This is a genomic window from Paenibacillus spongiae (assembly GCF_024734895.1).
GTDB lineage: Bacteria > Bacillota > Bacilli > Paenibacillales > Paenibacillaceae > Paenibacillus_Z > Paenibacillus_Z spongiae.
The window spans coordinates 4,047,406-4,062,447 of record NZ_CP091430.1 but is presented as its reverse complement, the minus strand read 5'-3'; the positions used below and the strand labels follow the sequence as shown (position 1 = coordinate 4,062,447).

Sequence of the window (15,042 nt, the reverse complement as noted above, 5' to 3'; positions counted from 1 at the left end):
TGACAAGAACTTGCGTCCTTAGCCAACTTGTGACAACAACATAGCTCCTTGACCGCGGCAGCTTATTTTCTTAATTATCTGTATGGATTAACGGTAGCACAAAAGAAATTGAATATAGCCGTTAGAGCCAGCAGTTGTTTGGTAATAAGCAGCTGCGGACATGTATTCGGCTGTTGTTGACGGCCTTAGCGGAAGTAACAAGCCATTTTCTGACTGCCCGATGACCGCTAATGATGTTTAGCGGAAAGTCACTTAGAGTAAGAAATCTCCGCTTTCCGCGCTCCTAATATTCACGTCCGGTATTCTTTCATCTTCATGCGGGAGGATTTGGGAATAAATCCTAGAAATACTTGGTGAGGACGGAACAATACTAGCGGCAAAATCATTGAACGGGTACCCTTTTTATGATCCACGTCCGGCGATGCCAATACTGAAAGGCAACGAACATAACAAGCAATACCCTTAGCCCCAATTCGATCAATTGGCAAATTGGTATTACTGAAAAGACCAATCGCTGACAGGCTGCAACGGTCGTCAATTAGGCTGGCCCGCCAACAACGTCTTTGCTTGGAGGGGCAACTATTCTAGCTGTTACGAGCTCTTGTTGGGAAAAAGATTACCGGAGGAGCGAAACGATGAAACAAATTCCCCGCTTCGATAACTGGATCCATGCCTTTCTTCGCAACGCCAACATTCAGAATAGATTGATGATTTCATTCATTCTGCTGTCTATTCTCCCTCTTTCGCTGACGGGTTTCATTGCATACCACAAATCAAGCCGTGAAATGGATGCCAAGACAGAATCGTATTTGATTCAAATGTTGAACGAGGTATCCAAGAACATTAGCGCCAAAATGGAAAAAGTCGAGGCGGCCGCCGACGAAGTCTACTTATCCAAAATCGTTCAAAACAACCTTCAACTCTACAATGGACAAACAGATGAAGATACGGTGAAGCTCAAATATGAAGTCAACAGCTACTTGAGTGATAAATTTTCGATTGTAGAGGACGTGCAATTAGCGGAGATCTTCGATACAGTCGGTAATGTGTTCACTGGCATTGTCTCACAAGAAAGTGCAGGCGTACATTACCAGGCCAGCATTGCCCAAGTCTTTCCCCATCTAAGGCAACTGGCAGTCGCTCATAAAGGCGCGAATATTTGGATGCTTCCTCCATTCAAGGATGAGACGGGAAGCGTGCTTATCGTGAGAGAGATCAAATCGCTTATAACGGATAAAGAGGTTGCCACACTTGTCGTAGCTGTCCGTAGTCGCTTCTTATTGAATGCGTTCTCAAATATTGATATCGGGAAGGACGCGCATATTGTCGTGACGACCATAAACGGAAAGATTGTCGCCAGTCCACTCGAAGATGCCGAAGCATCGGCACGGAGTGCGAGCAATCTTGCGGTGCAGCTTGTAAGCAATGAAAGAACCGGAAGCAAGCGTGCTTTCGATGTGACGCTTGACCAAAGGAAGGAATTGGCTGTATATGCACCCATCGACAAAACCGACTGGTACTTGATAAGCTGGGTACCTTATGCGTTCCTGAATGCCGAGTCGCGCAAGCTCGGATATACCATTATGCTGATTACCGGCTTATGCTTTGCTTGTGCCATCTATCTGTCTGCCGTCATCTCGAGAAGCATCTCGAAGCCGCTCAAGAAGTTGATTCGGGCTATGGACGCCGCCAAAGAGGGGGACTTCACGAACAGCATAAGAGATATCCATAGGGACGAGCTTGCGGTTGTGTCAGGTAACTTTGATCGAATGGTCGATGAAATTCGCAATTTACTGTTTAACGTCAAGCAACAGGAAGATCAGAAAAGACTGGCGGAATTGAAAGCGCTGCAAGCGCAAATCAATCCTCATTTTTTATCCAATACGCTGAATACCGTTCGTTGGTTGGCACAGAAACAGAAAGCCAACAATATCGATTGCTTGGTTACGTCACTTATTCAAATGTTGCATGTCGCGATGGGGAAAGGTGGAGACTTGATTACGCTTCGAGAAGAAATCGATTATTTGCAACATTACGCAAATATCCAAAAATACCGATACTTCGATCTGTTTGAACTCTATTTCGAGATCGATGAATCTATTCTGGATTGCAGAATTTTGAAATTCATGCTTCAGCCCTTTGTGGAGAACAGCCTCATTCATGGGATCGCCGGGAAAAGAGGGCAAGGTGTAATCATGGTCAAGGGCTATGAAGAGGAGGGACGTATCCGGATCACCATTACGGACGACGGCATCGGGATGACGGAAGATGAGATGGCCGCAATAAGGAACGAGGCGTCCTCGGAGGGCAGAAAACGTATTGGCGGGATGGGAATCCGGAATGTGGACGATCGAATCAAGCTGTTCTTTGGTGATTCTTACGGCATTTACATGACGAGTCTTGTGGGGATGTACACGACGGTGGAAGTCATCGTTCCGATTTTGAAGAGTGAGGAGGCGCAGAACGAAGATGCTCAAAGTGCTGCTGGTGGATGACGATATCCCAGCGCGCGCGAAATTGCGGACGCTGATCGACTGGGAGAGACAAGGTTTCGTTCTTTGCGGTGAAGCGGAGAATGGCATCGCAGCCATCAAGTTGCTGGCGGGAGTCGAGCCCGATATCATCGTCACGGACATGAACATGCCCGTAATGGATGGCGTGGCGTTCATCGCGTACGTTGCACATCATTATCCCGGAGTAAAGATGATCGCGTTGAGCGGCTATGATGATTTCGAATATGTAAGGAACAGCCTGAAATCCGGGGTAGTGGACTACATGTTGAAACATCGTTTGAACGCCGACAACATGCTTGCTTTGTTGACGCAGACGCGTAACGGCATCTACCGCGAAAAAGCGGAATTAGGTGAAAGAGTGATGCATGAACTTCATCGGGAGATGGGCCGGAAGGTCGCTGTGAGCTCCTTCGTGAAACGCCTTTCGACTGGCATGATCGGTGACCGTGGAGAAATCGTTAGGGAAGCGTTGGCATTGCAAATCAAACTCGATACGAAGAACATCGTGGTCGTTATGGCCGAAATCGACGGTTTTTCCCAAATGCAGGATACCTACTCGGCTTCGGAGCTGGCTGTGCTTGCGCAAACTTTCATAGACATCGCGATCCAGTCAATGGAGTGTGTCGGATCAACGATCATGGAACAACTGGATAACGGTAGCTTCGTGATGCTCGTCTCGCTGGGTCACGTACATAGTGAATTATATACTTACAATCAATTATCGGAAGCAATCGGAAGCATCCGGCAAAGCGCTGCCCGGCAACTCAACCTGACGGCTTGTTTCTCTGTCAGCAGAAAATGCCCGGATATTGCGGATATCAGTCAGTATTGCAGTGAGGCAGAGCGGGCACTGGCGGATAAGTTTTATGACGGGAAGAACATGGTCTTCTGGCATGGAACGGTCAAGCCTCGGAAGAAGGCTGCCGTATTTAGTTTGAGCGCACTAGATGAGAGGGAGCTTAACCGGCGGATCCGGGCATTTGACGATGAAGGGACTGCCGATTATATCGAAGCTTTGTTCAATAAGATGTTAGAGGAGAAGGACAGCTTCAAGTCCATACAGCTTGTTAGCGCGGATTTGATCAATCTGCTCCATCGGGTCGCACGAGAATTCGGGATTTTCATTGAAGAACTGTATAAGAGCGACGATATCCCCTACAATCAGCCTCAGAAGTTTGAAACCATCATCGATATTCGCCATTGGCTGCTCGACGTCTATGCAAGCTTATTTGCGAAGCTCAAGCGATGTCCGAGCGGCAGAAATAAAAGCCCGTATGGCTTGAAAGCGGTTCAATATGTCCGGCAGCATTTCAGGCGCAACATTTCGCTTCATGATGCAGCTGTCGCGCTCGGAATCAACGCCTCTTACCTCAGCCGCTTATTCAAGGACGAATATTGTCTCGGCTTCGTCGAGTATCTGAACAAGGTTAGGGTAGAGGAGGCCAAGGCGTTGATCGACCGAGCCGAGTTGCGTGTCAAGGACATCTATAAAGAGGTCGGCTTCAACAACTATACGTATTTCTTCCGGGTATTCAAAGACTTAACGGGGATGACTCCGCTTGAATATAAAAACCGGACGATGAGCTCAATATAAGAGAGTGATTCCAAAAATAATGGAGTTTATGCAAGCTTCAAGGATGCTACGATAGGAGCAGAACCAAATTTGACAGCGCTTTCTATCTAAAGGATTGGAGGTATGAAAATGAATTCGGGACGCTTCCCGGAGAAAAGCTACTCTCGCGGCATGGTGTACAGATTCAGAAAAGAACTGTTTTTTCAGTCTTTGGCGATACTTGGCGGCCTGTTCTTGCTCGTCTTTAGTTACCTGCCCATGTTCGGCATTGTCATGGCCTTTCAGAATTATAATCCTTCCATTGGCTTTGTGCACAGTAAGTTCGTAGGTCTGCACCACTTCAAGGATCTGTTCAACGACGAGGCGTTTTGGATTGCTGCGCGCAACACGGTCGTACTAAGTTCGCTCAAGTTCGTGCTTGGTTTCTTCTGTCCGCTGATCTTTGCGTTGTTGCTCAATGAACTGAAGGATAACTTCTTCAAGAAATTTGTGCAGACGTCAAGCTACTTGCCCAACTTCATATCCTGGGTCATTGCAGGCGGCATGATCATAATCTTTGTCAGCGCCGCGTCCGACGGGGTGTTGAACCCGATTCTGATCAAGCTTGGATGGATCAAGGAGGCAATTCCATTCCTTTCATATCCGGGCTATTACGTGGCGATCGCGCTCCTCTCGGATATTTGGAAGGTTACAGGATTCGGCGCCATCATTTTCTTGGCTGCCATTGCAGGAATCGACCATGAAGTGTATGAAGCGTCGATCGTCGACGGAGCCAGCAGGTTTCAGCGCATCTACAAGATCACGGTTCCCATGATCAAAGACACGATCGTCGTCGTTCTTATTCTTGGCATCGGCAATTTGCTGGGAGGCGGACTGGGAAGCTCAAACTTCAATCAAGCGTACATCTTAGGAAACCCCCTCAACATGGGCGTCTCCGACGTACTGGATACGTACATTCTGAGGATGGGGCTGCAGCTTGGACAGTTCTCTTTCTCGGCGGCGGCCGGACTGCTATTGTCCGTTATCAGTATGGTTTTGATTTACGTGGCTAACTGGACGGTACGCAAAATCAACGGCGACGCTATTTTCTGACAAGCGAGGAATCTGAAATGAAAAAAAGCCTGAAAGAGAAAAGCGCGGATACGGCACTCTACCTTTTCATGATTCTCATCATCGTCATAACGTTGTATCCCTTTTATTATTGCCTTGTCATGTCGTTCAACAACGGGCATGACTCCAATCGCGGCGGGATTTATTTGTTTCCACGAGTGTTCACCTTGGCCAATTACGAGGTCGCATTCCAAAATCATCAAATGGGCAAAGCATTGCTGGTGACGACCGCAAGGACGGTAGTAGGTACGTTATCCAGTGTATTGTTTACGGCGGCGGTCGCCTATGGATTGTCCAAAGAAAACCTGATGTTTCGGAAATTTTATATGATTATGGGCATCACTACGATGTATTTTAGCGGCGGCCTCATTCCCTTTTACTTCGTCCTGAAATCCTTATCCATGCTCAACACGTTCATGGTGTTCATCATCCCCAATCTGTTCGGCTTCTTCAACGCGATTCTGTTTATCGCATTCTTTAAGAACATCCCGGCATCATTGAAGGAAGCAGCACGGATCGACGGCGCCAGCGAAGCCTTTGTTTTCTTCAGGATCGTGCTTCGACTCTCTACTCCGATTTTGGCCACCATTGCGTTGTTTAATGGAATCGGCCAGTGGAACTCCTGGTTTGACTCGCAATTCTTCACGACAAATCCGAACTTGAAGACGCTTCAATTGATCTTGTTTGAAACGATCGCGCTTGCTGCGGGTCAGGAAAAACTGAAGCAACAGCTCGGCGTTACGAATGAATCTGCAGCTTACACGTTAGAATCGATTCGATACGCGACGATGATGATCGCCATCGGGCCGATCATCGCCATCTATCCCTTCATTACAAAGTATTTCACAAAGGGTATCATGCTTGGCGCGGTTAAGGGCTAAAGAACAGATAAGCAATTTATATCAGGAGGTCGGGCAGAATGGTGAAATTTCTTCAAAGCAGAGGCAAGATCCAAATCGCACTATTGATCCTTACGGTGATGTTAAGCGGGTGTTCTGGTAGTACGAGCAATGGCAACGAGGGGCAGACGAATGCGGCGGAAAATTCCACGAATGATGCGAATCCGGTTACCTTGGATATGTTCTATAACATCTCCTGGGCCAATTATCCGGAATGGGGATCGAATCGCATCTCCAAGCTCGTACAGGATCAGACGGGCGTAACGCTGAAGTTCTCGAAGCCGACAACCGACGATAACCAGCAATTCAATCTCATGCTTGCCTCCGGCGATCTGCCGGACTTCATTGTCAATGAAATCCAGAACCCAACCTACAAGAAGGCGATCTCATCCGGACAATTTGAAGACCTGGGGCCGCTGATGGATAAGTATGCGCCGGAACTGCGGGAGCGGATGGGAGATGAGTACTGGAAAATGAATGCCGCCCCAGACGGCAAGAACTACGCCTTCGTCAGTGCAGAAATGAGGCCCAGCAACCTGGATAAATTTCTTCCGGTAGGACCGTGGAATCCGGCTCCATTGGTCAGGCAGGATATCTACGAAGCAATCGGCAAGCCCAAGTTGGATACGCCCGAAGATTTATATAACGTATTGATTGAGGTCAAGCAGAAGTATCCCGACGTGATGCCCATTCTGATCGGGGGTACAAAATTCGATTTTGATAGCGCGCCTGGGGGGTACCAATTCTTGATCGCGAACTTCGGAATCGAGAAATACTACGAGAAGGATGGCAAGCTATATGCAACCTACAAAGATCCGAATTACGTGCAAGCGTTGAAATGGTTTAATAAAATGTATACAAGCGGCCTCATAACTCGCGGAGATTTGACGCTCACTAGCGAACAGAAGACTGCATCCAAGGAATCTGGGAAGGTCTTCTATTTGATCGACTCGATCGGCAACGGGTATTATCATCCGCCGAACAATAAGAGCGTCCAGTACGTCTATGCGCCACTGTTCACGAATGCGACCATCCTGCAACAAGGCAGTATTGGGTGGACCGGATGGTCCATCGCCAAGAGCTCCAAGCATAAGGCTGAAGCAATTAAATTCATGTCATATATGCTTTCAGACGAAGGCGAGAAGCTAACGCACTTTGGAGAAGAGAACAAGGATTGGAAGATGGACGGGGATACGCCAGTACGCACGGACGAGTTTTTGAAGGCGATGAAAGCCGATACCACTTACGCGACCAAGCAGGGAATCGGGCCGTACTTTTTCAATCTCGATCTCTACGATCACTGGATCCAAGGCGGAGAGATGAAGAAGAATCCCGAGCAGCGAGAAGCGCTTGACCTTTATCTGCCGCATAAGAATATGAAATTCTATATGTTGAATCTGCTGCCAGATGCCGATTTGGAAGAAGCCTCAATTCTGCAGAAAATCAAAACTGAATTCAATGCCGCCTTTCCTACCTTTATCATGGCCAAAGGCGGGAACGAGGTTGAACGGCTCTATGAGGAATTTGTACAGAAAGCAGAGAGTATGGGAATGGCGAAGGTAGAGGCCGTATGGAACAAGAACAGTGAGAAAATGAGGGCTGTGTTTAAGTAGCGCAGTCGAGGCCTATCAAATCTAAAATGCTGCTCTCGATGGAGAAACTCTCCAGGAGCAGCATTTTTGCTTTCTTGAGTAAAACTGAAATCAAAACGAGTCATTTAAGCATGTATGTTTACTGGGAGGTGAAAATTACAAGGGGAAATGTATATTATTATTTGTTAAACAGGATGTCACGAAGGAAGGATTGGAAAAAAGTGATTGAAGAAGCGGAGCGCGCCTTCGGCCCCGTCGACATCCTATTCGGAGACGGGCATAATCTGCTATCGCTGAACGACTAGAACCCCCCGCAATCATGAGAGAGGCTCATGATTGCGGGGGATTCTATATATATCGTGATGAATTTAACGTGAATAGGTTATTAGTCCGCTTGGTTTCCTGATAGAAGCGGGGAAGACATTCCGGTGCGTTTTCCCCTATTGATAGCGAAATTCACTTAGGGCGTCGGACATTTTGGCAATGGCTTTCTTCAAGTTCCTGTAATAGGTGCTTGGAGACATGTTCAGACGTATAGCTACGGACTCATGATTCCCCGACTTTTGAATATAGCACATGTTCAGAATAGTCCCGTATGTCACGTTCAATCCGGTACCATTACTCCATTCGTTGATAATCGATTGGATCTCTTTTCTCAGTTTGTTTGCCTCTTCAATCCGTTCATTTTTGGAACGGGCATAATTATTGAGGTATGGGCATGCATTCATGAAGGATTCGTCTTCTTCGAATTGATGAAACTGATGGAGCAGCTTTTTCGTATGCTCAATGGCTTCGGTGCGCGATAATACGCTGACGGGCAGCGTGGTGCCTTCGGTTGCCCGAAAACGTTCCGACAGCAGCCCTTCCCTTAAATCCAACTGATACGCTTTGTACTCGACCCCTTCCTGTGAAACGTAATCTCCCCACACAAGCCGCTGAAATCCCATGCTATCCATGAGCTGATGCGCCTCCGGGAATGGAGCGATGACAGTCATGAGACTGTTGGGGGCAAACCGGGAATAGCCGTACATAAACGCTAAGCCAATAGCGCTTGACCCGAAATCCGGAAGGAATGAAGCGATCCACATGACCAGCTCGTTCTCCTGATAGGTGGAACGCTTGATGTAGTTGCTGTAAGTGGGATTGTTGATCAATTCTTTTCTTATAGCAGGGGTGAGCGGAAGTCCAGTGACGAAGAGCACAAGCTGATTGCTCTTGTAAAAGCCGCAGAATGTATCTGGACTCATCTCCCAATAAGTCTCCAAATAAAACTCTTGCCTCGTCATGTCTGGGAAAAAACCGGGTACATTTTCGTGAAACGAGACGAACATCTGCCGTGCTGCTGGAAGCTCTTGTTGAGGTAAGGGCCGTATATCAAATTCATCGAACGATTCAAGAAAACAATACATATGAAGAATCTCTTTGTCGATGAGGTGAAGCAGTTGCAGGTAGAGCTCCGATCGTTCGGCCGGTGGTCTTTGATGCAATCTTTTTAGAAGGAAGGGTCTGGCTTTATCCTGATAGGCATCGTGGGTATCCGGTGATCGGAAGCTGAACTCTTTGCGAAACCAATATCGGATTGAACTGTTAATTTGCCATCCATCTGAAGTCAGCTTTATGAAGGGTAACTCGCAAAACTTTCGAAATGCGTTAATGGTGACTTCATGCTGTAGTAAATGTGTGATCAAATCATAATCAAAGCTCCACAGCAGGGAAGCGGCATCGAGAATTTTGGCCTGTGTTTGGGTTAACCGCACATCTTGTAATTGGTACATGACGGCCTTCTGATAAAATTGTGTTTTATAACGTCGTGAGCTTAGAACATCAATATTCTCGCGTAGAATATCAAGAGATATTGTTTGGATGGCAAAGGGGAAGCCTCTGGCGACTTTTGAAATCATATGGATGTGGCTGATGTCGTGAATTCCGAATGATTCAATAAACCGAAAGCTGGTCGTTTGGTCAAAAGGCTTTAATTCCATGTTATGAATCATCGTTTGCTCTTGCCTTGTATGAAGCTCCCAAGGGATTTCCAGAGGGAACCGTGAAGCTGACAATATACGGACGTTGGAAGCAAGCAAGGGGACTAATCGTGCGGTGATCCAATCGTAGCACGGCATCCACTGGTCGAATGGATCGATGATCAATAGTGACATCTCACAGCGAGATGCAATTAAATTGATGAACTCGCCCATCTCATCTATGGGAATGGAACGGGATGAAGAGCGGGAATCACCGGGTATTTCGGGATACACATGAACAAAATGAACTGCAGCCTTATCGGTCTGATGGACAATAAACGCTTCGCACCCATCGTACTCCTGACATAATTGTTGTAGAAGAGACGATTTGCCGATACCTCCAGGCCCATAAACATGCAGGGCTCGGATGCCGGGTTCGACCAGTAGGCTTTTCATGTAGGAAAGCTCTTGATCTCGCCCCAAAAATGACTTATTTCTTGCTTTGTTCGGATCGTGATTAACAGCCATACATGTTCCCCCCCCCCAGTATGGATTTTCGGAAAGGATATGATATTCGTTGTGATTTCATTCTAATATGATGGAACATTATTTGCTACTACGAAGAAAATGAACGGCAGCAATGAGAGTCTTGTGAAAGTGAATATCGTATTGTGAGTGAAAGTAAGCCCGTGATAAAAGTAAGTATAGAAAGGAGTAAGCAGTTGATTTCAATGAAGAGGGAGGGATTCTACTGTCAAATCATACGGAACTCGTACGGATTTATTTTGATGAAGTTCACAACAACGGGAACTTTGATCAGATAGGGGAAATCATTCATCCGCAATTTGTGCTGCATCATGCCGGCGGGGAGGAGCATGTAACGCTGAAGCAGGCAATCGAAATTACGAAAAGGTATCTTTCCTCCTTCCCTGATATGCATTTCCGGATAGAGCAGGTTATTGAGAAAGTCGATAAAGTAGTAGCCCAGACTACTTTTACCGGAACGCACAAAGGACCGATGCTAAATATCCCTGCAACAGGGAAGTCGGTAGTTATTCAAAGTGTTCATATTTTCCGCTTAGAGAACGGTAAGATTTCTGAAGTATGGCTATATAGAGATGATCTGGGCTTAATGAGACAGCTCGGCGTCATTTCAATTGAATAATGCGCAGCGTGCCTTGAATGGTAGGTTTGAATAACGCGCTAACGAATGTCAGCGATCAATCGATGGCAGTATTGGAAATAAATTACTAAGATACCATTCCGTATATCTGTACAAGGTGTACGGAAAATCGAGAAAAGTTAAGGAGAGTAGTTGCCAATGTCAAGCCATTCCATGCTGAAAGAGGTACTGGTCAAACCAATGCCCTTTAATTTATCGGCAGTGACTGCCGCGCCTGATGCGGTTAACAGCAGAATGCTCCAACATAAAGCAATTATAGAGGCGTTCGGCATTACGAGTTTGTCCGGACTTGGTACGCTTACGATTAGAGGCAACGTTATCCCACAAGCAGGACTGACAAGGCCGGAACCAAATGTGCTGGGAGCAGAGACGATGTTCCAGTCTGCCTTCCGCGCTGATTCGATGGTACAAGGCTTGCAGCGCTTTGTACCGGCGGGAGGCCGTGCCCAATTGCTTAAAGCGATTCCCTTTCCGACTCAGGGGACAGCAATTCCTACTATACCTGTCATTCCAAGTCCTATCGTGGGACCAGTTTCCCCTGTCCGCAATCCGTTTGAATCTCTGACGGAAACGGCCGCTTCGAATATAAAGCCAAGGACTACTGCCTTTTCTTCCGAGCCTTTGAGTGATGCGGCTTCTAGTGCTGCGATGCGCAGCCTGACGACCGTCCCTGTAAATTCCGCATACTGGGCGGCACAGGAGGTTCATCTGGCAGACAATACGACGGTGATTTTAAAAAACCCGCAAAAGTATCTGATCATCCTCGCTGAGAAAATAACGGTCGGAAAAAATGTAACGTTTACTTGGGAACGACCACTTATTCAAAAGCCGGCCAAACGAACGAAACTATCTCCACCGGCGGATCGGCCCATGTCGACGACGCTAAGCGGCGTTACGGGGGTCGATGGGCTGCCGGGGGTAATGGGCGAGCCCGGTTGGGACGGAACTGACGGCCCGGAGCTTGAGGTATGGGTGCTTGAGATGAACGGCCGGCCGGCATTTGATCTGCGGGGCCAAGACGGAACGTCAGGCGGAGACGGCCAGGATGGTCAAGCCGGAGGCAGAGGCTCGAAGGGCAGAACGGGAATCAAGGATGGGGCTGGCCTTTGGTGCGCAAGCGGTGCAGGTGCAGGAGGCAACGGAGGCCGGGGGGGAGCGGCCGGCAGAGGCGGGCAAGGTGGAGAAGGGGGGCGCGGAGGGAAATTGTCGCTCTATGCGCCGCAAGCTGTCATTAACAGCTACTTGCAGGGTTTTTATGTGACTGTCGACGGAGGTGAAGGCGGACCGGGAGGAATTCCGGGCGTACCAGGTCCAGGCGGACCGGGCGGTGCTGTCGGCGCTACGGTAAAAGCGGCATTCGAAGAATGCGGACCGAAAAACGGCCGTTCGGCCGGCCAACCGGGCGCGCAAGGCACAGCGGGAATAGCCGGTCCTCCCGGCAAAGACGGAGGCCCGCAGGGTGAACCGGTAAGCATGAAGGTGATTGATGCCGACGAATTCCGGCGAAAGCTGCTGGTGCCTGCAATATTCAGCACCGCTCCAACTTCGGCATATATCGATGATACGGTGGAGCTCGACGGAAAACGATTCACAAAAACCGACGTTGTTCTGGTGGGCGGCGTTCAAGCGCAGACACTTGTTTACAGTGATACGAAAATGCAGTTTAAGGTGCCCTCCCTTGCAGGTGGAAGCCATTCGGTGCAGGTGAGACAAAGTGATAACACGCTATCGAACCGAGGGACGATCTACGTTCTGCCAAAGCTGGTATCGGCGAAGCAGAGCCGGGTACGGCCGGGAGGGAAGGTGCAGCTTATCGGCAGCGGCTTCACGGAGAAGGCAATGGTGAAGGTGGATGGTCTGGATATGCCGGACGTTCATGTGCTAAGCCCATCGCAGCTGGAGTTTACGCTGGTGCGCCCAGCAGACGTACAGCCGAATCCATCCGGTGAGAAGATTCGGGTGAAAGTGATGCTGCCAGATGGAATCTCTACCAACGATATCGTGCTCGTGCTCGAAACGTTCCATATGCTCGTCATCGGCGACTCGATTCAATGGGGTCAAGGGCTGCTGGAGCAGGAGAAGTTCCATTCACTCGTCGCTTCCGCCGTGCAAGTCCGTGAAGGAGGCATTGGTTTCTACAAAACGGTGCTGGCCCACTCGGGTGCAATTATCGGTGCAGGTGTGACGGACATCCATCCGAGTTTGCCGGGAGAAGTACCGACGAAATTTCCGACCGTGCTTCAGCAGGTCGATTTGTTCACGGATCTGCCTGATCATGTGGATCTCGTACTTGTGGATGGCGGCATGAACGATATAGACATCCGAAACGTTCTCAATCCGCACGGGCCAGATTTAACGCCCATGGCGAAGCAATTTTTCTTCGACGATATGAAAACACTGCTCAAAAAAGTTGGGGAGAAATTCAAAAACGCGAGAATAATCGTGACTGGCTATTATCAGATTTTATCTGAGCACAGCAATCTGTTGGCGGTGGAAGCAATGCTGATCGCACTCGGTGTCGGCGTCGCCGGGCCTGGCGGCGGAATCGTGTTGGGCGGGATCGGAGCGTTAGAACTGAACCAAATTATTAACCGTTGCAAGCAAGTTCACGACCTGTCGAGAAAGCATCTACAGGAAGCGGTTAACGCCGTCAATGCGATGCCTGTGCCTGTAGGCGGCAATCGCATCTTCTTAGCGGATCCCAATTTGGGTACGTCCCATGCGGCCTTGACTAGCGATCCGTATGTATATGGCATTCATCCGAATTTAGCGCCAGAGGATGTTCATGTCGCGCCCTCGCGCAACATCGAATGTATCGCTGCCAACCAGGACGGCATCGATTTGGAAATTTGCCGCGTCGCTTCCGTCGGACATCCGAATCCGAAAGGCGCGCGAGCTTATGCCGACGCGATTATACCGCTGTTATAAGCGGGCATGCAGTAAGCAGAGATTTTGTTCGGCTCAAATCCCGTACACGTAGCAGCTTAGCCAAAAGCCCCGGGAGCGAAGGGAGCTGAGAAAAGAAATATGGGGTACTTAGTAGCATTAGATGATGGCCACGGAATGAAAACGCCAGGTAAACGAACGCCTATTTTTCCTGCTCATAGCGGATTAGAAGGAGAAACAAAACAAGGATATATGCACGAGAATGAATTTAATCGTGCTGTGGTCGCCAAGTGCAAGGCTCACTTGGAGCGGTCTGGGATCAACGTTTTACTGACAGCGCCAGGAGACGATGATCCGTCACTGACCGATCGGACGAATCTGGCTAATTCCAAGGGTGCTGACCTTTTCGTGAGTGTCCATGCTAACGCTTATACGGGAACATGGGGAAGTGCAAAGGGAGTTGAAACCTATTGCTATCCAGGATCTAAGAAAGGCAGAGCCTTCGCCGCTGTGCTGCACAAATACTTGATTGAACATACGTATCAGGTGAATCGTGGGGTGCGTGAAGCAGATTTTGCGGTTTTACGACAAACGAATATGCCAGCAGCGCTTGTTGAAGCAGCGTTCATGGATAACCTGGAGGAGGCGACCCTGCTGGTAAGCGATGCTTTCCGGAGTGAATGTGCTGAAGAAATCGCACGAGGGGTCTGTGAGTATCTATGTGTTGAATTTGTGGAAGAGACAATCAAAAAACCAGATATACGGCCCACTGTTCATAAAGTGGCTATTGCAGTTAATGGTAAGCTTATTGAAGTGAGCGGCTTCATGCGTGAAGGCAATTCTTTTGTTCCGATTCGTGCGATTGGGGATGCGGCAGGAACGCCGGTGGACTGGGATATAAATTCTGGTAAAGTCATCTTAAACAGTGTGGTGTTAAAAACCACGGTGTTTGTAGGAGAAACCGGGTATGCTTGGGCTCGTGAAGTGGCTGCTGTAATCTCTCATGAGATTGAATGGGATGGCGGTACCTGCACCGTTAACTTCAAAGGTTAGGTAAGAAAAGCCATAACTCTAGCATATTTCGGATTAGAATGTTAAGGGATGCGTGAATCGAAGGCTGCCGATCAGATCGGCAGCCTTTTTGAAATGTCGGATGTTTGTCCGAATGAAGTCTGCGTAAATCGCGGTGACAATTGGAATTCCCGAAATGTAACAAGATTATTTTTGACAATAGAAGCAAGAAAACATTAACAAACAAAAAGCGCACGCCGCCAGCAGCCAGAACAAATGCGGTGTAAATCGGCCAAACAAGATGATACTTTTAC

The 15,042-nt window shown here is 48.3% G+C and carries 9 protein-coding genes; 8 read left to right on the top strand and 1 reads right to left on the bottom strand.

Annotated elements, in window-relative coordinates; genetic code table 11:
* The first annotated feature begins 635 nt into the window (after window positions 1–635).
* The 5 genes from L1F29_RS18495 (at window position 636) to L1F29_RS18475 (ending at window position 7,708) form a co-directional block, all read left to right on the top strand.
* Window positions 636–2,495, top strand: coding sequence for a cache domain-containing sensor histidine kinase (locus L1F29_RS18495; RefSeq protein ID WP_258383534.1), 1,860 nt, complete (start codon window positions 636–638; stop codon window positions 2,493–2,495).
* Complete coding sequence (locus L1F29_RS18490) at window positions 2,470–4,107, top strand: response regulator transcription factor (RefSeq protein ID WP_258383533.1); 1,638 nt, start codon at window positions 2,470–2,472, stop codon at window positions 4,105–4,107. Before L1F29_RS18495 ends, L1F29_RS18490 begins: the two co-directional genes overlap by 26 nt.
* A 108-nt stretch (window positions 4,108–4,215) precedes the next feature.
* Window positions 4,216–5,178, top strand: coding sequence for an ABC transporter permease (locus L1F29_RS18485; RefSeq protein WP_258383532.1), 963 nt, complete (start codon window positions 4,216–4,218; stop codon window positions 5,176–5,178).
* 17 nt (window positions 5,179–5,195) lie between these two features.
* A complete protein-coding gene (locus tag L1F29_RS18480) occupies window positions 5,196–6,077 on the top strand; it encodes a carbohydrate ABC transporter permease (RefSeq protein WP_258383531.1) in 882 nt (293 codons plus the stop codon).
* A 38-nt stretch (window positions 6,078–6,115) separates the two neighbouring features.
* A complete protein-coding gene (locus L1F29_RS18475; protein WP_258383530.1) occupies window positions 6,116–7,708 on the top strand; it encodes an extracellular solute-binding protein in 1,593 nt (530 codons plus the stop codon).
* Window positions 7,709–8,127: 419 nt separating this feature from the next.
* Here the strand turns inward: L1F29_RS18475 and L1F29_RS18470 are convergent, their stop codons facing one another.
* Complete coding sequence (locus L1F29_RS18470; RefSeq protein WP_258383529.1) at window positions 8,128–10,176, bottom strand: DUF1492 domain-containing protein; 2,049 nt, start codon at window positions 10,174–10,176, stop codon at window positions 8,128–8,130.
* A 217-nt stretch (window positions 10,177–10,393) separates the two neighbouring features.
* On the opposite strand from L1F29_RS18470, the gene L1F29_RS34480 reads away from it, so the two are divergent.
* The 3 genes from L1F29_RS34480 (at window position 10,394) to L1F29_RS18460 (ending at window position 14,770) form a co-directional block, all read left to right on the top strand.
* Window positions 10,394–10,813 carry an ester cyclase gene (locus tag L1F29_RS34480; protein WP_373876555.1) on the top strand — a complete coding sequence of 140 codons (420 nt, stop codon included), beginning with the start codon at window positions 10,394–10,396 and terminating at the stop codon, window positions 10,811–10,813.
* A 156-nt stretch (window positions 10,814–10,969) separates the two neighbouring features.
* The gene (locus L1F29_RS18465; RefSeq protein ID WP_258383528.1) at window positions 10,970–13,759 is read left to right on the top strand and encodes an SGNH/GDSL hydrolase family protein; all 2,790 of its coding nucleotides are present in this window, start codon (window positions 10,970–10,972) and stop codon (window positions 13,757–13,759) included.
* A 99-nt stretch (window positions 13,760–13,858) separates the two neighbouring features.
* Complete coding sequence (locus L1F29_RS18460) at window positions 13,859–14,770, top strand: N-acetylmuramoyl-L-alanine amidase (protein WP_258383527.1); 912 nt, start codon at window positions 13,859–13,861, stop codon at window positions 14,768–14,770.
* The last annotated feature ends 272 nt before the right edge of the window (window positions 14,771–15,042 follow it).

What these genes read in the sequence shown, in the direction of transcription:
- L1F29_RS18485 (WP_258383532.1), top strand. Translation starts at nt 4,216, where the DNA reads ATGAATTCGGGACGCTTCCCGGAGAAAAGCTACTCTCGCGGCATGGTG.
- L1F29_RS18475 (WP_258383530.1), top strand. Translation starts at nt 6,116, where the DNA reads ATGGTGAAATTTCTTCAAAGCAGAGGCAAGATCCAAATCGCACTATTG.
- L1F29_RS18465 (WP_258383528.1), top strand. Translation starts at nt 10,970, where the DNA reads ATGTCAAGCCATTCCATGCTGAAAGAGGTACTGGTCAAACCAATGCCC.
- L1F29_RS18490 (WP_258383533.1), top strand. Translation starts at nt 2,470, where the DNA reads ATGCTCAAAGTGCTGCTGGTGGATGACGATATCCCAGCGCGCGCGAAA.
- L1F29_RS18495 (WP_258383534.1), top strand. Translation starts at nt 636, where the DNA reads ATGAAACAAATTCCCCGCTTCGATAACTGGATCCATGCCTTTCTTCGC.
- L1F29_RS18470 (WP_258383529.1), bottom strand. Translation starts at nt 10,176, where the DNA reads ATGGCTGTTAATCACGATCCGAACAAAGCAAGAAATAAGTCATTTTTG.
- L1F29_RS18460 (WP_258383527.1), top strand. Translation starts at nt 13,859, where the DNA reads ATGGGGTACTTAGTAGCATTAGATGATGGCCACGGAATGAAAACGCCA.
- L1F29_RS18480 (WP_258383531.1), top strand. Translation starts at nt 5,196, where the DNA reads ATGAAAAAAAGCCTGAAAGAGAAAAGCGCGGATACGGCACTCTACCTT.